We start from the raw sequence: 19,848 nt of genomic DNA on the forward strand, positions 1-19,848 counted from the left end.
TTATTCCCTCGCCAGTGCGACAACAGGGTCGAGCCGCGCCGCATTGCGTGCCGGCAAGTAACCAAACAGGATCCCGATGAGTGACGAGCAGCCAAAGGCCATCAGGATGGAGAAGAGCGAGAACTGCATCTTGATGGAGTCCACCAGCAGTGAAAAGAGCGCGCCAATACCGAGCGAGATGCCGACGCCAAATATCCCCCCCAGCAGGCTCACCATCACAGCTTCAATCAGGAATTGCTGCAGGATATCCGACTGGCGGGCGCCCACGGCCATGCGAATGCCGATCTCGCGGGTGCGCTCGACCACCGACACCAGCATGATGTTCATCACGCCCACCCCGCCGACGATCAGCGAGATCACCGCGATGGCCGAGACCATCAGGGTCATGGTGGCGGTGGTTTTTTCCACCGATTTGATGATGCTGTCGCTGCTGAAGGTGAAGAAATCCTTCACCCCGTGGCGCTTGGTGATCAGCTCGATCACCGCCTGCTCGGCCAGTGCTGGTTGTACCCCGTCTTTGACCCGGATGGTGATCTGGCTGAAGTGGTGCTGCGAGATGAGGCGACTCATCACCGCGCTGTAGGGTAGCCAGATATTGACCGACTGGCTGGTGGGGCCAAAGCCGGTCTCCTGCGAGACCACACCGACAATCCGCACCGGCAAGGTGCCGACCAGTACCACCTTGCCGACCGGATCCTCCTTGCCAAGCAGGCTGGTGATGCTCTTCTTGTCCACTACGGCGACGGCGGCACGCTGCTGGATATCTTGCCACTCCAGTAAGCGACCACTGACCAGCGTCATCCCCTTCACCTTGAAATAGTCGTTACCGACCCCGGTCACGTTGCCGCTGTTGGTCTTGTTGCGATAGCGCAACTGGCCTGAGCTGCCTATCTCGGGGCTGGCGCCCGCAAGATAGGGTTGCCCCAACAGGGCATCGAGATCCCCCTTGTTGAGGGTCTGGATGCTGGCCATCTTCTCATCGCCCCATCCTTTACCCGGGAAGATTTCGATGGTGTTGGTGCCCATCGCATTGATCTGGTCGATCACCTTGGCGCGCGCGCCCTGACCAAGAGCAACCACGCTCACCACGGCGGCGATGCCGATGATGATGCCGAGCATGGTGAGGAAGGTGCGCATCCGGTGGGCGAGCATGGCATGCATCGCCATCCGTCCCGCTTCCCGATAACGATCCCAGTCGTGACCCATGGCGCCTGTAGTGGGCGCTACTTTTTGAGAGGCTACAGCGGTGGCTGGAGCCAACACGGCCGTTTGGCAGGGGCCGCTATCTTGTTCAATCCGACCATCCTTGAGAGTGATGATCCGGTCGGCATGGCTGGCCACGTTCATATCGTGGGTGACCAGAATGATGGTGTGGCCCTGAGCATGCAGCTCCTTGAGGATCGCCATCACCTCCTTGCCGCTCTGGCTATCCAGTGCGCCGGTCGGTTCATCGGCGAGGATCACTTCGCCGCCATTGGCCAGCGCCCGGGCGATACTGACCCGCTGCTGCTGACCGCCGGAGAGCTGGCCCGGGGTATGGTGACTGCGATCGGCCAGTCCCAGTCTGCCCAGCAGCTGACGCGCACGTGCCTGGCGATCCGGGCGGCTGGTGCCGGCATAGACGGCCGGGATCTCCACGTTGGCGGCGGCATCGAGATGGGGCAGCAGGTGGTAGCGCTGAAAGATAAAACCGAAGTGGTGGCAGCGCAGCCGGGCCAGCGCCAACGCATCCATGGTGGCGGTGTCTTGACCGCGAAACAGATACTGGCCGCCGCTCGGGCTATCGAGACAACCCAGCAGGTTCATCAGGGTCGACTTGCCAGAGCCGGACGCGCCGACAATGGCGATCATCTCTCCTGCCGTGATGGTGAGGTCAAGAGGGTGGAGCACGGTGACTTCGCTGTCGCCGCTCTGGTAGCGTCGCTCGACCCCTTTCAGCTGGATCAACGGCAGCTGGTTCAGGGGCTCACTCATAGCATCACCGCCATCTCATCATTGTCGGCGGGGGCACTGTGATTGAGCTGCACCTCCTCCTTCTCACTCAGCCCGCTGATCACCTCAATGCGGATCTCGTCCTTCATACCGGTCTTGATATGACGGGTTTCGGTTGTCTCATCGTCCTTGATCACGGTGACTTCATACTCGTTGTCACCCAGCGACTTGCCGAGGGCGGTTTGCGGCACAGTGAGCACCTGCTTGCGCTCGCCGAGCACAATGGTCACCTGGGTGGTCATTGCGACCCGCAGGGTATGGTCGGGATTGGGTACATCGAACAGGGCGTAGTAGTAGACAGCCGCATTGCTGGTGGTGGTGCCGGTGGTGGCCTGATCGTTGATGTTGGTGGGCGCTAACTCCACGGCGCGAAGCGTACCTTGATAGCGGGTATCCGGATCGCCAATGAGGGTGAAGTAGACTGGCATGCCAGCTTTGACCTTGGTGACATCAGCTTCGGAGATCTGCGCCTTGACCGTCATAGTCTCGAGGTTGGCCAGCTTGAGCACGGTCGGCACCGTCTGGCTGGCTGCCAGGGTTTGGCCCTGACGGGTCACAATGCTGATAACGGTGCCATCCATCGGCGCCAGGATCTTGGTGTAGCCCAGCTCGGTCTTGGCCCGATCAACCTTGATCAGGGCGTTGTCGATATTGGCCTGGCTATTTTGTAGTTCGGCGCGGGTGACCGCCAGCAGTGCCTCGGCACTCTCCAGATCGGCCCTTGAGCTCGCCTCCTGCTTGAACATCTGCTGCTGGCGCCGCCAGGCGAGCTCGTTCTGTTTGAGTTGTGCCTGCTTGATCTTGAGCTGGGCGCGGTTGCTGGCAAGTTCCGCCTCGGCCGTCTTGAGGTTGTTCTGGGCAATCAGGGGATCGATCTCGGCCAGCAGGTCTCCCTGCTTGACCTGATCTCCGGCCTCGACGGCCAGCTTGGTAACCTGACCGGAGACCTGGGCCCCCACATCCACCTGCTCCACGGCCTGCAGCACGCCACTGGCCAGTACGGTCTGGGCGATATCCTCGCGGGTCACTTGAGCGGTCAGCATCGCCTTGGGTGGTTGACTGGGCCAGAGCAGCCAGCCGAGGAGCACCATGGCGATCAGCATGGTGATGGCCAGGGTTCTCTGCTTGGGGGTTATGTTCATCGATCACCTGAATGGAAACGGAAAAGGTTGTGCGCGGCGATTATCCTGCAGCAAAGCCCTGATAAATAACAGCCGCAAATATGTAAGCAAAGTTATGGCGTTAACTGTCAATAAGCCGTGAAAGGAGTAAGCGAGAGACCGCAGTGGTGAGCAAGATGGTCAGCAAGAGGGTGGGGAGTGCGGCTGGCGGTGGCGATGATAAAGCCCTGCGCAGAGGCAGGGCTTTGGAATAGGTAATGGCGAGTGAGGATCAGGCCTTGGCCAGCAGATCCATTACCCAGGGCAGACCCTGCTTCTTGCGGCTGACAAAGCCCGGGTGGTAGCTGGACTCTGCCGGTACTTTGGCGTGCTCGGTAAAGTAGATACGGCTGGCAGCCGCAGTCAGGTCAGTCACCATCAACACGAAGAAGTCGAGCCCTTCACTCGCCACGCGCTGGGCCATCTCCTGCTGTAGGGCTGGCAGGTGCTCGGCCAGCTGCTGCTCGCTGCCCACTTCGATCTGGCTCATGATGAAGTTGCAACCTTCCGCCTGGAACGCTTTCTCATCCTGCTGCAGCAACTGCGCAGGAGTGAGGCCGCTCAGATCGGTTTTCGCCATCAGCAGCTGTTGACCAAACTCGGCCAGCGACACCTCGGCCAGCGGTGCAAGACGCTCGCAGGCGATCTTGTCCTGCTCGGTGGTGGTGGGCGAGGTGAGACAGAGGGTGTCGCTCATGATGGCACCCAGCATCAGGCGAGCCTGGCTGCGGGTCACGGTACCTTGCTGGCTCAGCAGATCGAAGGCGATGGTGCAGGTGCAGCCGACGGCCCGGATCCACGCATCCAGCGGAGATTGGGTGACCAGAGTGCCGAGACGGTGGTGATCCACCAGGCCCAGTACATTGGCTTGTGCCAGTGTGGCAGGGCCCTGTTCCAGATCACTGAAATCCACCAGCCAGACATTTTCACCGGTCATATCTTTGGTCAGCAACTCGGGTTCGCTGACGCCAGCCTGCTCCAGAATAAAACGGGTTTCGGTGCGCAGGTCACCCAGACGCCATGGGGTGGCCTGACGGCCCTGGCCATTGAGCCAGTCGGTGATAACCAGCGCACTGCAGATACTGTCGCTATCAGGATTCTTGTGACCAAAAACGTGGATCATAGACAAAGCCTCACAATTGGATACCCATAAAGGGGGGCAACACTATGCGAAATCCGCTACATGAAGGCAACCGGATCCACGCTCATGTTGCTGCCAGCTTCGCCTAACTCGCCATTTTATTGATCTGGGTCGGTAATCCTGACGTGAGTTCGGTGCTCACAGTTGGCTATTGGCTATTGGCTATTGGCTATTGGCTATTGGCTATTACTGACTGCGCAGGCCATAGCTCTCTCCTGTGCCTGCGCAGTCAGCATGTTCGGTCAGCCCTGTCAGTCGCCATCGCTGCAAATCGGCGTTTTGGCCTGATTCAACGGCGCAGCAGCTCGCGAGCATTGGCCAGGGTGTTGTCGGTGATCTGGTCGCCACCGAGCAGACGTGCCAGCTCATTGAGGCGGGCATTCTGGTCGAGCGAATCCATCCGAGTTTCGGTGGTTTTGCCATCGGTATGCTTGCTCACCACCATATGCTGGTGGCCGTTGCCTGCCACCTGAGGCAAGTGAGTGACCACCATCACCTGAGTGGACTCCCCGAGCTGGCGCAGCAGGCGACCCACCACGGCGGCAGTCGGGCCGCTGATCCCCACATCCACTTCGTCGAAAATCAGAGTCGGGGTTGAGACCTTGCGGGCGCTGATCACCACGATGGCGAGACTGATGCGCGACAGTTCACCGCCTGAGGCCACCTTGCCAAGCGGCTGGATCGGTTGGCCAGGGTTGGTGGTGACCATAAATTCCACCCGATCTATACCCAGCGGAGAGAGGCTGCTCTGGGCATCGGGGCGCACCTCGATGGCAAAGCGGCCATCGGGCATCGCCAGTTCGTGCATGCTGCTGGTTACCTTGGCGCCCAGCTCCTGGGCGTAACGCTGACGGCTCTGACTCAGGGCTTCGGCGGCCTGGACAAAAGCCTGACGGGCCTCGGCCAGCTCATCTTCCATCCCCTCTAACCGCTCTTCATCGGAGTTGAGGCGAGCAAGATCAGAGGCCAGCTCCTGATGGTACTGAGCCAGATCTGCCGGTTTGACGTGGTGCTTGCGGGCCAGATTGATCGCCTTGGAGAGGCGAGCTTCCAGCTCGTTGAACCGCTCGGGATCCAGCTCCAGCCGATCGAGATAGCTGCGCAGCTCGCTGTGGCTCTCCTGCACCCCGATCAGTGCTTCGTTCAGCATCTCCAGTACCGGGGTGAGGCGGCTGTCCATGCTGACCAGCCCCTCGGCCCGATCGACGGCTGATTGCAGCAGCCCAGCGATAGTGGTCTCTTCGTTGTCATAGAGCAGGTCGAGGCAAGCCCCGCACTCTTGCATCAGCTCTGTGCCGTTGGCCAGACGCTGGTGCTCCTCTTCTATTTCTTCAAACTCCCCCGGCTGCAGGGCAAATTCGTCCAGCTCTTGCACCTGATACTCGATCAGCTGGCGGCGGGCTTCCCGCTGCTGCTGCTCGGCCTTGAGCCGGTTCAGCTCGTTTTGTAGTTGACGCCACTGCTGATAGTGCTGGCGCACCTCATCGAGCAGCAGATGGTGGCCGGCGTAGCCGTCGAGCAGGGCGAGCTGGTAGTCGGGTTTGAGCAGCATCTGGTGGGCATGCTGACCGTGTACGTTGACCAGCAGCTGACCCAGATTCTTGAGCTGGGTGAGGGGGACGGGCACGCCGTTGATATAGCTGCGTGAGCGACCCTCGGCGGAGATGACTCGCCGCACGATACACTCCCCTTCGTTTTCCAGTTCGTTGGTGGCGAGCCAGGCGCGGGCGGCCGGGTTGTTGTCCAGCAGGAAGCGGGCGCTGACCTCGCTTTTGTCGCTATCGGGTCGCACCATGCCGGCTTCGGCCCGCTCTCCGAGGCAGAGACCGAGAGCATCGATGGCGATGGATTTACCGGCACCGGTCTCACCTGTGATGCAGGTCATGCCCGGTTGCAGATCGAGTTCGAGAAACTTGACGATGGCGAAGTTGTTGACGGTCAGCTGGGTCAGCATGGTCTCATCCTGTATAGGTCAACATTACTGTGTATGCATCCAGTATATACTGGTCTTATATACAGTAAAGAGGGCGCCGCCATTTTTAACACAGGAAAGCCGCGCCAGTGCGCCATGGCTATGAAAATGCGGTACTGATATGAGGGTGCAGGGGAAGTTGCAATGAAAGAAAAGAGAAGGGCGCCAATTCAGGCGCCCTTCTCTGGTAATGCCGTTGTCGGTCAAAGCTGATTAGAACAGCTTGCTGCCCCAGCCGAGCTTGTTGCGCAGCACATGGAAATAGCTGTAGTCGAGGGGATGCACCAGATGAAGCTGGTGGTGGCTCTTCTTGATCAGGATCTCGTCCCCCGGGTGGACCGCCAGCGTCACCTGGCCGTCACAGCTCACCTGCATGGCATCGTCCTGATTGTCCGGCGAGACCAGCAGCCGCACTTCGCTGTCGGCATCGAGCACGATGGGGCGACTGCTGAGGGTATGCGGGAACATTGGCACCAGCGTGATGGCGTTGAGCTTGGGGGTGAGGATGGCGCCACCTGCTGACAGGGAGTAGGCGGTCGAGCCGGTCGGTGTGGCGACGATGATGCCGTCCGAACGCTGGCTATACATAAAGCTGCCATCGATATAGACCTCGAACTCGATCATATGGGCGATCTTGCCCGGGTGCAGCACCGCCTCGTTGACCGCAAGATTACTCGACTTGCGCTCGCCGTGGCGATAGACCGAGGCCTCAAGCAGGAAGCGGTGTTCGCTCTTGTAGTGGCCGGAGAGCACCTGCTCCAATGGCAGCAGGTAATCCTGCGGCGAGAGATCGGTCAGAAAGCCGAGGTTACCCCGGTTGACCCCGATCACTGCTACATCGAAGCGTGACAGCACTCGCGCCGCCCCCAGCATGTTGCCGTCACCGCCGACCACGATGGCGAGATCGGCCTGCTGGCCCAGTTGTACCAGATCCATCACGTTTTCATCGAGGATGCTCAGGGTCTGGGCGACCCGGCTCTCCACCAGTACCCGAAAGCCGCGGGCGGTCAGGTATTGATGCAGGCCGGTCAGCGTCTGGTTGGCCCCCTCATGGTGGGGTTTGCCAATCAGGGCGATGGTTTTGAACGGAGAATCCATAGTCAGTCAGATCTGGGATGGGTATTGCGGGCCAGTATACAGTGCTTTGCTCCGCTTGTGACGCTCTCCCGTGTGACGGGGCTGGCTATCCCCTTGAGGCTACTGGTTAAACGATGAGCGGTAACCCGGATAAACCGACGGTTGCGGCTATTCAGCAACCCAGATTGCCCTTTACCCCTTGAAAGCCGGGGATGCATCCCCATAATAGCGCCAACATAGTCGGTCTGTTGTCGTCCGGTCGCTCAACCAGACGTCAGGGCCCTCATAAGTAACCCCGGAATTGGAGATGTCATGAACCACGAAGAGCAAAAGGTTGAAGCGATGGAGCAAGTGGAAGCCCAGCCAGTCGAGCCGACCGATGTAGACAGTGAAGTGACAGCCGAGCAGGCCCGCATTGCCGAACTGGAAGCGCAGCTGGAAACCGCCATCCAAAAAGCGGCGGAAGAGCGTGAACGCGCCCTGCGTACCGCCGCCGAGATGGAGAACCTGCGTCGTCGTACCGAGCTGGATGTGGAGAAGGCGCACAAGTTCGCTCTGGAGAAGTTCGCCAATGAACTGCTGCCGGTGCTGGACAACCTTGAGCGAGCCATCGAACTGGCCGACAAGGAGAACGAAGCCCTCAAGCCGATGATCGAAGGTGTCGAGCTGACCCTGAAATCCATGCAGAGCGGCGTGGCCAAGTTTGGTCTGGTAGCGCTCGACCCGATCAACCAGCCGTTTGACCCCAACGCCCATCAGGCGATGAGCATGGTGCCGAGTGCCGATGTGGCCCCGAACACCGTCATTGCAGTGATGCAGAAGGGCTATGACCTCAACGGTCGGGTGATCCGTCCGGCCATGGTGATGATCGCCAAAGCGGTCGACTGATTGGCTGTGGGTGCCCGAGCCCGCCCTGTGGCGGGCTTTTTGTTTCGCAGTGCAGCACCTGTTCATCTTGCCCGGTTTACGGCTCAACGTGATCGCGCAACCATGACAAAGGGTGTGGTTTTTTTAGGTTGGGGCTTGAAGCTGCGTCTGGCGACCCCATATAGGTAGCAAGGCCGCGGCGGCACAAAAAATTTGATGCCGGGAGCTTGAAAGCCAGATTGGCAGCCCCCACCTAGCCGTTAACGCATTAAGGCGAGTTCCTCGCCAGTTTATTCAAAGTATTTGGAGATTCGTCAAATGGGTAAAATCATCGGTATTGACCTGGGTACTACCAACTCCTGCGTCGCTATTCTGGATGGCGACACTGCTCGCGTGATCGAGAACGCAGAAGGCGATCGTACTACTCCGTCCATCATTGCCTATGCCGATGATGGCGAGATCCTGGTTGGTCAGCCGGCCAAGCGTCAGGCAATCACCAACCCGAAAAACACCCTGTTCGCCATCAAGCGTCTGATCGGTCGTCGTTTTGAAGATGAAGAAGTGCAGCGTGACCTGAAAATCATGCCGTACGCCATTGCCAAAGCTGACAACGGTGACGCCTGGGTTGAAGTGAAGGGCAAGAAAATGGCACCGCCGCAGATCTCTGCCGAAGTGCTGAAAAAGATGAAGAAGACCGCCGAAGACTACCTGGGTGAGCCGGTCACCGAAGCCGTTATCACTGTTCCGGCCTACTTCAACGACGCCCAGCGTCAGGCTACCAAGGATGCCGGTCGCATCGCTGGTCTGGATGTAAAACGCATCATCAACGAACCGACTGCAGCTGCTTTCGCCTATGGCGTAAACAAGGTCAAGGGCGAGCGCAAGGTTGCCGTATATGACCTGGGTGGTGGTACTTTCGATATCTCCATCATCGAGATCGACGAAGTGGAAGGTGAAACCACCTTCGAAGTACTGGCGACCAACGGTAACACCCACCTGGGTGGTGAAGACTTTGACAACCGCGTCATCAACTATCTGGTAGACGAGTTCAAGCGTGAGCAGGGTATCGACCTGCGCAACGACCAGCTGGCTCTGCAGCGTCTGAAAGATGCCGCCGAGAAGGCCAAGATCGAGCTATCTTCTGCCCAGCAGACCGACGTCAACCTGCCGTACATCACTGCAGATGCCACCGGTCCGAAGCACATGAACATCAAGGTGACCCGCGCCAAGCTGGAATCCCTGGTAGAAGACATGGTGAAAGATTCTCTGGAGCCGGTTCGTGTCGCCCTGAAAGACTCCGGTCTGGCAGTTGGCGAGATCGACGACGTGATTCTGGTTGGTGGTCAGACCCGTATGCCACTGGTTCAGAAGACCGTTGCCGAGTTCTTTGGCAAAGAGCCGCGTAAAGACGTCAACCCGGACGAAGCCGTGGCCATGGGTGCTGCCATCCAGGGGGCCGTACTGTCCGGTGACAAGACCGACGTACTGCTGCTGGACGTTACCCCGCTCTCTCTGGGTATCGAAACCATGGGCAGCGTGATGACTGCGTTGATCGAGAAGAACACCACCATCCCGACCAAGAAGTCCCAGGTGTTCTCCACTGCCGAAGACAACCAGTCTGCCGTGACCATTCACGTGCTGCAGGGTGAGCGCAAGCGCGCCAGCGACAACAAGTCTCTGGGCCAGTTCAACCTGGAAGGCATCCGTCCGGCTCCGCGTGGTCTGCCGCAGATCGAAGTGACCTTCGACATCGATGCCAACGGTATCCTGCACGTCTCTGCGAAGGACAAAGAGACCAACAAAGAGCAGAAGATCACCATCCAGGCCTCCTCTGGCCTGTCTGATGAGGAGATCGAACGTATGGTACGCGAAGCCGAAGCCAACGCGGCCGAGGACAAGAAGTTTGAAGAGCTGGTACAGGCTCGCAACCAGGCTGATGGTCTGGTCCACTCCGTACGCAAGCAGATCACCGAAGCCGGTGAAGCCCTGCCTGCCGACGACAAGACCAAGATCGAAGCCGCTCTGAGCGAGCTGGAAACCGCCATCAAGGGTGACGACAAGGCTGCTATCGAAGCCAAACAGCAGGCTCTGCTGGAAGCGTCCCAGAAGCTGATGGAGATTGCCCAGCAGCAGGCTCAGGCCCAGGGTGCAGCCGGTGCTGATGCCGGTCAGTCCTCCTCTTCTGCCAAGGCTGACGACGACGTTGTCGACGCCGAGTTCGAAGAAGTGAAAGACGACAAGAAGTAAGCCCGACCCAGATGGGCGAAGCAGGCTTCGCTCATCGGCTTAGTCAATGAATTTACGGGCGTTGGGTGACCAACGCCCGTCTGCGTAACCACAGGATGAGTATGTCGAAGCGCGATTTCTACGAAGTGCTCGGGGTGTCAAAAGGTGCCGACGAGCGCGAGATCAAGAAGGCGTACAAGCGTCTGGCCATGAAGTATCACCCTGACCGCAATCAGGGCGATGCCAGTGCCGAAGAGAAGTTCAAAGAGGTCAAAGAGGCCTACGAGGTGCTGACTGATGCCAACCTGCGCGCCCGCTACGATCAGTACGGTCATGCCGGTGTCGACCCGAGCCAGGGTGGCGGTGGCCACGGTGGCTTTGGCGGCGGTGCCGACTTCGCCGACATGTTTGGTGACGTATTCGGTGACATCTTCGGCGGTGGCCGTGGTGGTGCCCGTCGTGGCCCGGCCCGTGGCTCCGACCTGCGTTATACCATGGAGCTGACGCTTGAAGAGGCGGTGCGCGGGGTCTCCAAGGAGATCAAGGTGCCGACTCTGGTCCACTGCGAAGTCTGTAACGGCTCCGGTGCCCACACCGGCAGCAGCGCCCAGACTTGCCCGACCTGCCACGGCTCCGGCCAGGTGCAGATGCGTCAGGGCTTCTTCGCGGTTCAGCAGGCGTGTCCGCACTGTCACGGTCGCGGCAAGATCATCAAGGATCCGTGCCGCAAGTGCCACGGTGAAGGTCGCTACCAGCGCACCAAGACCCTGTCGGTGAAAATTCCGGCGGGTGTCGATACCGGCGACCGCATCCGTCTCTCCGGTGAAGGGGAAGCGGGGGAAGCGGGAGCTCCGGCAGGGGATCTCTACGTACAGGTGCACGTCAAAGAGCACGAGATCTTCGTGCGTGACGGCAACAACCTCTACTGCGAAGTGCCCATCAGCTTCACCGCAGCTGCCCTGGGTGGCGAGATTGAAGTGCCGACCCTGGATGGCCGCGTCAAGCTCAAGGTCACTCCGGAGACCCAGACCGGCAAGATGTTCCGCATGCGTGGCAAGGGCGTGAAGTCAGTACGCTCCGGTCAGGTAGGGGATCTGATGTGCAAGGTGGTGATCGAGACTCCGGTCAACCTCACTGAGCAGCAGAAAGAGCTGCTGCGCCAGCTGGACGAATCCTTCAGCGGTGCCGCTGCCAAGACTCACAAGCCGAAATCGGAAGGCTTCTTCGAAGGGGTGAAACGCTTCTTCGACGATCTGACCAAGTGATGGCATAGACCCGTGTCGATATAAAGAGAGAGGGAGGCGTGATGCCTCCCTCTCTTTTATCTTGAACTATCGGAGATGGCGGTGGTTTGGCTGCCCCCATCTGCTGTGCGCTGTCAGGCAGCAGCCAGTGACCCACCGAGGAAGGCATAGGCGAAACCAAAATAGATCAGCACGCCCAACAGATCCATGATCGAGGTGAGCATGGGGGAGCTGAGGGTTGCCGGATCAGTCCCCATCTTCCGTGCGGCAAACGGCAGGACCAGACCAAGCAGGCTGCCAACCACAGTCACCGTCATGGCAGAGAGGCTGACAATCATGACGATGTCCCAGCCGATGCTCTTGCTCCAGAATGCCATCACCCCTTCCAGCAGGGCGACACCCAGCCCCAGAGCCATTGCGACGGGCAGATCGCGCCGCAGCACGAAAAAGAAGTCACGCATGCTCAGCTTGATCTGACCCATGCCCATTGCCCGGATCACCAAGGTGGCCGACTGGCTGCCCGAGTTGCCCCCCATGTCGATAATAGGGGCAATAAAGGCTGCGAGGATCAGTACTTCGCTGATGAGTTCTTCCTGAGCGGCGACCAGATTGCTGGTCAGTATGCCGAATACGGTCAAGACCGCCAGCCAGAAGAATCGGGCGCTGAACATGTTAAAGGTGCTGGATGCGCGAAGATCAAGTTCGGGACCTCCCAGCGCAGCCGTACCACCGAAGCGGGCAATCCGGTTGGCATCTTCCTCTTCGGCAACATCCATTGCATCATCCACGGTCACCATGCCGAGCAACTGCTGATCCTGATTCAATACGGGGAGGGCCAGCAGGTTGTAACGGGCGATCATCTCCGCGGCTTCGCCTTTGGGGGCATCGGCCTGAATACTCACCAGCTCGCGCTGCATAATGGCCGAGATGGGGGTTTTGCTGTCGGCGAGAAACAGTTCGCGCAGGGAGACAACCCCGATGAGGCGGCGCATTTCATCCACGACATACAGGGTATAGATGCTCTCCCTGTCGGCAGCAGTGCTGCGCAGCCGTTGCAGCCCCTCTCCCACAGTGATGTCAGCCGTCAGGCTGGCACAATCCGAGCTCATGATGGAGCCGACGAGGTTTTCCGGGTAAGAGGCCAACCGTTGCGTATCCTCACGTTCTTCATCTGTCATCGCATCGAGCAGGGTCTGGCGCAAGGCTGCGGGCAGACGATTGTAGAGATCGGCTCTGTCATCGGGGGATAGGCGGGTACACAACTCCTCCAATTGGGGCTTGGCCATGGAACGTACCAGGCTGGCCTGAATATCGCTGGGCAGATGGCGGAAGATGCGTGCGGCACGCAATGCAGGAACCAGATTGAGAAAGGTATGAATATGTTTATCTGTCAGGCGGTTTATCGCTTGTGCCAGATCGACCTCATGAATATTCAGGCTGAGGCTCTGGATCCCCATACGATCCTTGTTTTGCAGCAGTACATACAGTTGTTGGTGAATATCTTGGTATTGCATTTATATATCCTTTAATACATCAGCCTGGAAAATAGAAAATAGAATTCCGACTGACATCACATCAGCAAAAATAGATAAGGAAATAACGCCCGAAAATTAATCCGGACTAGTCGCCGATACCGGCTCCAGGGTCAGGGTCCATGACACACCTCCTGATTGATGTAAAGAATCGTCATATGCTTACCCGTCAATAGCCACGCATGGGGAATGAACAGGTGTTGCACTCGGCACAAGTAAATGAAGGTGGAGCGGATCGCGGGACGGTCGTCGCCCGGCTAGCGGCTGTTGCCATCTCCCATGCCACCTTGTCAAAAGCCATGTGGCTACTGACCTGCAGCGATAGAGGCTCGCCATCGTTGACGCACGCCAGAGGCGGAAAAACATGGCGTGATGAGGTAACAGTGGTAATGACATGGTGACCCTGATATCAGGAGAAGACCCATGCAGGCATTATTTACGCATCCAGTCTGTAGCATTGGATGGCGTCAGTAACAGACATCGAGTGAATACAGGGAAGGAATTGCACTCAGGTGCAAATAAACCGCTCTCCGCATAGTGCGAGATAGCGGCAGAACAATCTGCGGGGATCTCGCGACTCAGGTATTGGCTGACGAGCTCAACAACCTACTGTCATCTGATGAATTGCCCACTGATGGTCTCCGTTATTAATCAATGCTGCGATGCTACTGGAATGGTTCTTATTGGTAAATAATTAATCCACCGCCAGAAACATTTAGAAACATCTTTATTGATATTTTGGTAATTGAACGACAGGAATGTCGCGTATTCAGCCATATCGCATGCGTGATCGGTATTATTTACGCTGCTTTGTAGCCGAACCTGATGGTGTAATGCGTGTAACAATCTCCACCAACAGAATGACGCATAGGGTATGCCGATACCTGGCAGACCCATCGCCAGCACCCTGATCCGGTTGGTGGTGAGGTGCCCCCCTTCCTATTCACATTGTCAGGGTCGCTGCTCGCAGAATCGGGATCCGCCTTATTGAGTGGATCCTGATGAGGGATCCTCCTCACAACTCCCGCCAATTCCTGCTGTACAAATGTTATCCCGCTCACACTGTTGCTGAAACGGTTTAGTTGTCATATTGAGTTAGCTAAATTGGTTTAGCTATGCTCTGGCTGTCAATAACAACAGCGCCCGTCCGGGCCACAGATGACAGGTGAGGAAGATGATGATGTTCAAGAGCAAGTTGGCGCTGGCGGTAGCGCTGGGATTGGGGATGAGCAGCCCGCTGTGGGCGGCGCAGGCGAGTATTGCAGGTGAGAGTGTCGAGGCCAGATTGGCGGCGCTGGAGGCGCGGGTACAGGCAGCCGAAGCGAGAGCCGAGGCGGCAGAGAGCCGTGCCAGTCAGGCGGAAGTGAAGGCGAGCGCGGCGAGCGAGCAGGCTCAGGTGGCCGACAACCGCAGCCAGCAGGTGGATGAGAAGACCGCAGGTGCCCAGGGCTTCGAGTTTCACGGCTACGCCCGCTCGGGCCTGTTGGTCAACGGCAATGGCAACGGCGGGCGCGGCGGCCCCTACATCACGCCAGCCGGTTCGGTGGGCGGGGCCGTCGGTCGCCTTGGCAATGAGGATGACACCTATATGGAGGCCAACCTGCTGAAAACCCAGACCTTCGAGGATGGCAGCTGGGCCCGCTACAAGCTGATGCTGGCAGACGGGGTGGAGACCAGCAACGACTGGACCGCCAGCGATTCGAGCCTCAATACCCGTCAGGTGTTTGCCGAGATCGGCAATCTGGCGAGCTTCGACGGCCCCTTCAAGAATGCGGTGCTCTGGGCGGGCAAGCGCTTTGATCGCGACAACTTTGACATCCACTGGCTCGATTCCGACGTGGTGTTCCTGGCCGGTACCGGCGGCGGTGTCTACGACGTGCAGCTGGCCGATAGCTGGAAGGCCAATTTCTCCCTCTATGGCCGCGATTACGGCGACATCAGCGCCAGCGGTCTTTCCGATATCGAGAGCTACATCCTCACCATGAACAACCGCGTCGGCAACTGGCAGTGGATGGTGAACGGTCTCTCGGCCAAGGACAATGACGCCCGCATCAATGACAAGGGGGCGGGCAGCGAGGCGGCGGACAAGGGGGCACACACCCTGCTGGCCTACCACGGCGAGAGCTTCTTTGGCCTCAACCCCGGTTTTGCCAGGGCGGCGGTGTTGTATGGTCATGGGCTGGGGGCCGAGGTCAAGGGGCTGGGCTCTGACAGCGAGCTGTTGCCGGACGCCGATGCGGTGCGGGTCGCCGTGTTTGGCGCCACCGATCTCAACTCGCGCTGGCGTTTTGCCCCGGCCCTGCTGGCCGAGCAGAGTCAGGATCGCTACGTGAAAGGGGATGAGTACCGCTGGCTTACCTTCAATACCCGGGTGGCGCAGGTGCTGAGCCAGAACGTCGAGCTGGTCTACGAGGCGGCCTGGCAGTACATGGATCTCGATCCCAAGGGTTACAAGGGACGCCAGGCGGTGAACGGCAACTTCACCAAGCTCACCTTCGCCCCCACCTTCAAGGCGCAGACCGCCGGTTTCTTCGAGCGGCCCGAACTGCGGGTGTTCGCCAGCTGGATGGACTGGTCCTCCGAGCTCGACAACTACGCCAGCGACGATGCCATGGGCCAGAGCAACTTCACCGCCGGTGGCGAGTGGAACTTTGGTGTGCAGATGGAAACCTGGTTCTAGTTCGTTATCCCGATCACAAAAATGGCAGCCGGTGCCGAGATCTGTTGGTTGGCTAAAACGGTTTAGCTGATAATGCCAGCCAACAGAACAGAGTTCGGGTTTGACCGTGGATCCGATGCAGCAGTGGAGTAGCAAGGTGACGAATCGTGTGTGGGTAATGGGGGATGCGGTGGTGGACTTGATCCCGGAAGGGGCGTTGCACTACCTCAAGTGTCCGGGTGGTGCGCCCGCCAATGTGGCGGTTGGCGTGGCACGGCTGGGTGGCGATGCGGCCTTTATCGGCCGGGTTGGTGCTGACCCGTTCGGCCGCTTTATGGCCGATACCCTGAGTGGGGAGGGGGTGGATATCGGTGCGCTGCGGCTCGATCCTGACCATCGCACCTCTACCGTGCTGGTAGAACTGGATGACGAGGGGGAGCGCAGCTTCACCTTTATGGTGCGCCCCAGCGCCGACCAGTTTCTCACCCCAAATGAGTTGCCCCGCTTCAAGGCCGGTCAGTGGCTGCTGACCTGCTCCATCGCGCTCGCCAACGAGCCGGTACGCATCAGCTGCCTGCAGGCCATGGCGGACATCAAGGCGGCAGGCGGGCGGGTCTGCTTCGACCCCAACCTGCGCCCCGAGGTGTGGGGCAACCCCGCCGAGATGTTGTCTCTGGTGCGTCAGGCAATTGCACAGGCGGATGTGATCAAGCTCTCCATCGAGGAGCTGCAACTGCTGAGCGGTGAGGATGATCTGGCTGCCGGGCTTGATACGCTCTCGGGCCCGGCGCTGGTGCTGGTGACCCGGGGCGCGGCCGGGGTGGTGGCGCGTCTGGGTGGCGAGCTGTTGGAGTGGGTGGGGCAGAAAGTGACCCCGCTCGACACCACGGGGGCGGGGGATGCCTTCGTCGCCGGGCTGCTGGCGGCCCTGGCCGGGCGCTCGTCGCTGCCGACTCTGGCCGAGCTGTCCGTCATCCTGGCTCAGGCTCACGGCTGCGGGGCGCTCGCCACCACCGCCAAGGGGGCGATGACGGCGCTGCCGACCCGCTCCGAACTGGATGCCTTTATGCGATCAGGCGCAAGCGGCTGTTGAGCTGCGGCTAGAAGCCCGGCTCGACAGCCCCTACTCTCATGTGACAAGGGCCCGCCAGCGTGGCGGGTCATAAGAGGAAGAATATGAATATCAGTGCGATAGCCAAGGATCTGGTGCCCCTGCTCGGGGGCAAGGAGAACATCGTCAGCGCTGCCCACTGCGCCACCCGGCTGCGGTTGGTGCTGGCCGATGACAGCAAGGTAAACAAGGCCGCCATCGACAAGCTGGAGGGGGTCAAAGGGTGCTTTAGCAACGCGGGCCAAATTCAGGTGATCTTCGGCACCGGTCTGGTCAACAAGGTCTATGCGGAGTTTGTGGCGCTGACCGGTACCGGCACCGCCAGCAAGGCTGAGCTGACCGACATGGCGGCGGCCAAGCTCAACGTGGCCCAGCGGTTGGCGCGAACCCTCTCCAACATCTTCGTGCCGATCATTCCGGCCATCGTCGCCTCAGGTCTGCTGATGGGGCTGCTGGGCATGGTGCGCACCTACGGCTGGGCCAATGCCGACAGCGCCCTGTTTGTGATGCTCGACATGTTCAGCTCGGCGGCCTTTATCATACTGCCGATCCTCATCGGCTTTACGGCGGCGCGGGAATTTGGCGGCAACCCCTATCTCGGGGCGACCCTTGGCGGCATCCTCACCCACCCGGCGTTGACTAACGCCTGGGGCGTGGCCGGTGGTTTCAAGACCATGGACTTTTTCGGGCTGGATGTGGCGATGATCGGCTATCAGGGCACCGTCTTCCCGGTGCTCTTGGCAGTCTGGTTTATGTCCCATCTGGAGAAACAGCTGCGCAAGCGCATTCCGGATGCGCTGGATCTAATCCTCACGCCGTTCCTCACCGTCATCATCACCGGTTTCGTGGCGCTGCTCTTTATCGGCCCAGCGGGTCGGGTATTGGGGGATGGCATCTCGTTCGGTCTGAGCGCCCTCTATGAGCAGGCTGGCTGGTTGGCGGGGCTGGTGTTTGGCGGCACTTACTCGCTTATCGTCATCACCGGTATCCACCACAGCTTCCATGCCATCGAGGCGGGGCTGCTGGCCAATCCGCAAATTGGCGTCAACTTCCTGCTGCCCATCTGGGCCATGGCCAACGTGGCACAGGGTGGGGCTTGCCTCGCGGTCTACTTCAAGACTCGCGACGTGAAGATCAAGGCCATTACCGTGCCGGCTGCCATGTCCTGCCTGCTGGGTATCACGGAAGCGGCGATCTTCGGGGTGAACCTGCGCTACATCAAACCCTTCCTCGCCGGTCTGTTTGGCGGGGCCTGCGGCGGCGCCTACGTGGTGGCGGCCAAGGTGGGGATGACGGCGGTGGGGCTGACCGGTATTCCCGGCATGGCCATCGTCCAGCCCATGAGCCTTGTTCATTACATCATCGGGCTGGTGATCGCCTTTGGCGCCGCCTTCGCCGCTTCCTACCTGCTCAAATACAAGGTGGAGTGATGAAGGAAAGCGATCTTCTCAACCAGATTGTCCGGTCGCTGCTGGCCGGACAGCTCAAGGCGGCGGCCGATCCCCATCGGCCCCGCTGGCATCTGGCAGCCCCGGTGGGGCTGCTCAACGATCCCAACGGCTTTATCGAGCACGACGGGCGCTACCACCTCTTCTACCAGTGGAATCCGCTGGGCTGCGAGCACCGCAACAAGGGCTGGGGCCATGTCACCTCCACCGATCTGCTGCATTGGCAGCACGAGCCGGTGGCGCTGTTGCCCACCGAAGCCTATGAGAGCCACGGCTGCTATTCGGGCTCTGCGGTGAGCGACGAGCAGGGGCGTCTGACCCTTATCTACACCGGCAATGTCAAATACCCGGATGGCAGCCGCACCGCCTATCAGTGTCTGGCCCGCGCCGACGGTGAGGGCGGTTTTGCCAAGCTGGGGCCTGTGCTGGATCTGCCCGCAGGCTACAGCGGCCATGTGCGCGACCCCAAGGTGTGGCACGACGGCCAGCAGTGGCTAATGGTGCTGGGGGCCCGCACCCTGGATGACAAGGGCGAAGTGCTGCTCTATCGCGGCGACACCCTGCAAAGCTGGCAGCGGGTGGGGCCCATCGCCGGTAGCGGGCGCGGGGGGCTGGGTGAGTTTGGCTATATGTGGGAGTGCCCGGATCTCTTCCCGCTGGGGGAGCGCCATGTGCTGATCAGCTGCCCGCAGGGGATTGCCCCGGCAGGCGAGCATTATCGCAACCTCTACCAGTGCGGCTGGCTTTCTGGCAACTTCGACGGCGAGCGCTTCGAGCACGGGGCTTTCCACGAGCTGGACCGGGGCTTCGAGTTCTATGCGCCGCAAACCACCCGAGACAGTCAGGGGCGCCGCCTCCTGTTCGGCTGGCTGGGGCTGCCGGAGGAGAACGAGATGAGCCAGCCTACGATCGCTCACGGCTGGATCCACCAGATGAGCTGCCCGCGGGAGCTGTTCTGGCAGGATGAGTGGCTCTGCCAGCGGCCAGTGGCGGAGCTTGCGGCGCTCAAGGGAGAACTGACCCGTTTCGAGGGGACGCTTGGCGAGTTTCCGGGGCTGGCCATCGACTCGGCCTGGCTCGATATGGAGCTCTGCGATGAGGGGAGCCTCTGGTTCGGTGCCGTGGCCGAGCTGGTGTGGCAGCCGGGGCGCATCACCTTACGGCGCCAGAACTGGCAGAGCGGAGCGTGGGAGACCCGCAGCAGCCCATGGGCTGGCGGGCGGATCACCGTCCTGTGCGATCGCTCCAGTCTCGAGTGTTTCATCGATGAGGGGCGGCACAGCCTGTCGGCGCGCTACTTCCCCGGGGAAAAGCCGCAACTTTCATCAGGTAACGGCGATGATGGCTGCAAAATTTGCCTCAATCACTGGTCGCTGTCGGCGTGCCTAGTACAATAGCCCGGTTCTAGTCAGCCGGGAG

The 19,848-nt window shown here is 59.9% G+C and carries 13 protein-coding genes; 7 read left to right on the forward strand and 6 right to left on the reverse strand.

Features of this window, described 5'->3' with window-relative positions:
* The 5 genes from G5168_RS10175 to nadK all read right to left on the reverse strand — a co-directional run bounded on the left by G5168_RS10175 (position 1) and on the right by nadK (position 7,363).
* Positions 1–1,974, reverse strand: coding sequence for a MacB family efflux pump subunit (locus G5168_RS10175; RefSeq protein WP_227340916.1), 1,974 nt, complete (start codon positions 1,972–1,974; stop codon positions 1–3).
* Positions 1,971–3,134, reverse strand: coding sequence for a macrolide transporter subunit MacA (gene macA / locus G5168_RS10180; protein WP_227340915.1), 1,164 nt, complete (start codon positions 3,132–3,134; stop codon positions 1,971–1,973). The genes G5168_RS10175 and macA overlap by 4 nt, the downstream gene beginning before the upstream one ends.
* Positions 3,135–3,384: 250 nt before the next feature.
* On the reverse strand, positions 3,385–4,275 hold the full coding sequence (locus tag G5168_RS10185; RefSeq protein WP_227340914.1) for a manganese-dependent inorganic pyrophosphatase: 891 nt from the start codon (positions 4,273–4,275) through the stop codon (positions 3,385–3,387).
* 307 nt (positions 4,276–4,582) lie between these two features.
* Positions 4,583–6,247 (reverse strand): DNA repair protein RecN, encoded by a 1,665-nt coding sequence (gene recN, locus G5168_RS10190; RefSeq protein ID WP_227340913.1) that lies wholly within the window; start codon positions 6,245–6,247, stop codon positions 4,583–4,585.
* 231 nt (positions 6,248–6,478) lie between these two features.
* Positions 6,479–7,363 (reverse strand): NAD(+) kinase, encoded by an 885-nt coding sequence (gene nadK / locus G5168_RS10195; protein ID WP_005338038.1) that lies wholly within the window; start codon positions 7,361–7,363, stop codon positions 6,479–6,481.
* Positions 7,364–7,654: 291 nt separating this feature from the next.
* On the opposite strand from nadK, the gene grpE reads away from it, so the two are divergent.
* From grpE to dnaJ, 3 genes are all read left to right on the forward strand, one after another.
* Positions 7,655–8,230, forward strand: a complete 576-nt coding sequence (grpE, locus tag G5168_RS10200; RefSeq protein ID WP_005338036.1) for a nucleotide exchange factor GrpE — start codon at positions 7,655–7,657, stop codon at positions 8,228–8,230.
* A 297-nt stretch (positions 8,231–8,527) separates the two neighbouring features.
* On the forward strand, positions 8,528–10,456 hold the full coding sequence (gene dnaK / locus G5168_RS10205) for a molecular chaperone DnaK (protein WP_216979160.1): 1,929 nt from the start codon (positions 8,528–8,530) through the stop codon (positions 10,454–10,456).
* 101 nt (positions 10,457–10,557) lie between these two features.
* Positions 10,558–11,700 carry a molecular chaperone DnaJ gene (gene dnaJ / locus G5168_RS10210; protein WP_421230679.1) on the forward strand — a complete coding sequence of 381 codons (1,143 nt, stop codon included), beginning with the start codon at positions 10,558–10,560 and terminating at the stop codon, positions 11,698–11,700.
* 113 nt (positions 11,701–11,813) lie between these two features.
* Here the strand turns inward: dnaJ and mgtE are convergent, their stop codons facing one another.
* On the reverse strand, positions 11,814–13,193 hold the full coding sequence (mgtE, locus tag G5168_RS10215) for a magnesium transporter (protein WP_216954257.1): 1,380 nt from the start codon (positions 13,191–13,193) through the stop codon (positions 11,814–11,816).
* 1,192 nt (positions 13,194–14,385) lie between these two features.
* Here mgtE and G5168_RS10220 point away from each other — a divergent pair.
* The 4 genes from G5168_RS10220 (at position 14,386) to G5168_RS10235 (ending at position 19,826) form a co-directional block, all read left to right on the forward strand.
* Positions 14,386–15,891 (forward strand): carbohydrate porin, encoded by a 1,506-nt coding sequence (locus G5168_RS10220; protein ID WP_421252158.1) that lies wholly within the window; start codon positions 14,386–14,388, stop codon positions 15,889–15,891.
* Between the two features lie 115 nt (positions 15,892–16,006).
* Positions 16,007–16,963 (forward strand): aminoimidazole riboside kinase, encoded by a 957-nt coding sequence (locus G5168_RS10225; RefSeq protein ID WP_421208031.1) that lies wholly within the window; start codon positions 16,007–16,009, stop codon positions 16,961–16,963.
* An 83-nt stretch (positions 16,964–17,046) separates the two neighbouring features.
* Positions 17,047–18,411 carry a sucrose-specific PTS transporter subunit IIBC gene (locus tag G5168_RS10230; RefSeq protein ID WP_421208033.1) on the forward strand — a complete coding sequence of 455 codons (1,365 nt, stop codon included), beginning with the start codon at positions 17,047–17,049 and terminating at the stop codon, positions 18,409–18,411.
* A complete protein-coding gene (locus G5168_RS10235; protein ID WP_421252159.1) occupies positions 18,411–19,826 on the forward strand; it encodes a glycoside hydrolase family 32 protein in 1,416 nt (471 codons plus the stop codon). The genes G5168_RS10230 and G5168_RS10235 overlap by 1 nt, the downstream gene beginning before the upstream one ends.
* Positions 19,827–19,848: the final 22 nt, after the last annotated feature.

Origin of the sequence: Aeromonas sp. 600724 (genome assembly GCF_049175135.1) — a bacterium.
GTDB classification, from domain to species: domain Bacteria; phylum Pseudomonadota; class Gammaproteobacteria; order Enterobacterales; family Aeromonadaceae; genus Aeromonas; species Aeromonas veronii_A.

Coding starts and splice junctions, on each gene's coding strand:
- G5168_RS10175 (WP_227340916.1), bottom strand. CDS start 1,974: ATGAGTGAGCCCCTGAACCAGCTGCCGTTGATCCAGCTGAAAGGGGTC.
- macA (WP_227340915.1), bottom strand. CDS start 3,134: ATGAACATAACCCCCAAGCAGAGAACCCTGGCCATCACCATGCTGATC.
- G5168_RS10185 (WP_227340914.1), bottom strand. CDS start 4,275: ATGATCCACGTTTTTGGTCACAAGAATCCTGATAGCGACAGTATCTGC.
- recN (WP_227340913.1), bottom strand. CDS start 6,247: ATGCTGACCCAGCTGACCGTCAACAACTTCGCCATCGTCAAGTTTCTC.
- nadK (WP_005338038.1), bottom strand. CDS start 7,363: ATGGATTCTCCGTTCAAAACCATCGCCCTGATTGGCAAACCCCACCAT.
- grpE (WP_005338036.1), top strand. CDS start 7,655: ATGAACCACGAAGAGCAAAAGGTTGAAGCGATGGAGCAAGTGGAAGCC.
- dnaK (WP_216979160.1), top strand. CDS start 8,528: ATGGGTAAAATCATCGGTATTGACCTGGGTACTACCAACTCCTGCGTC.
- dnaJ (WP_421230679.1), top strand. CDS start 10,558: ATGTCGAAGCGCGATTTCTACGAAGTGCTCGGGGTGTCAAAAGGTGCC.
- mgtE (WP_216954257.1), bottom strand. CDS start 13,193: ATGCAATACCAAGATATTCACCAACAACTGTATGTACTGCTGCAAAAC.
- G5168_RS10220 (WP_421252158.1), top strand. CDS start 14,386: ATGATGATGTTCAAGAGCAAGTTGGCGCTGGCGGTAGCGCTGGGATTG.
- G5168_RS10225 (WP_421208031.1), top strand. CDS start 16,007: ATGCAGCAGTGGAGTAGCAAGGTGACGAATCGTGTGTGGGTAATGGGG.
- G5168_RS10230 (WP_421208033.1), top strand. CDS start 17,047: ATGAATATCAGTGCGATAGCCAAGGATCTGGTGCCCCTGCTCGGGGGC.
- G5168_RS10235 (WP_421252159.1), top strand. CDS start 18,411: ATGAAGGAAAGCGATCTTCTCAACCAGATTGTCCGGTCGCTGCTGGCC.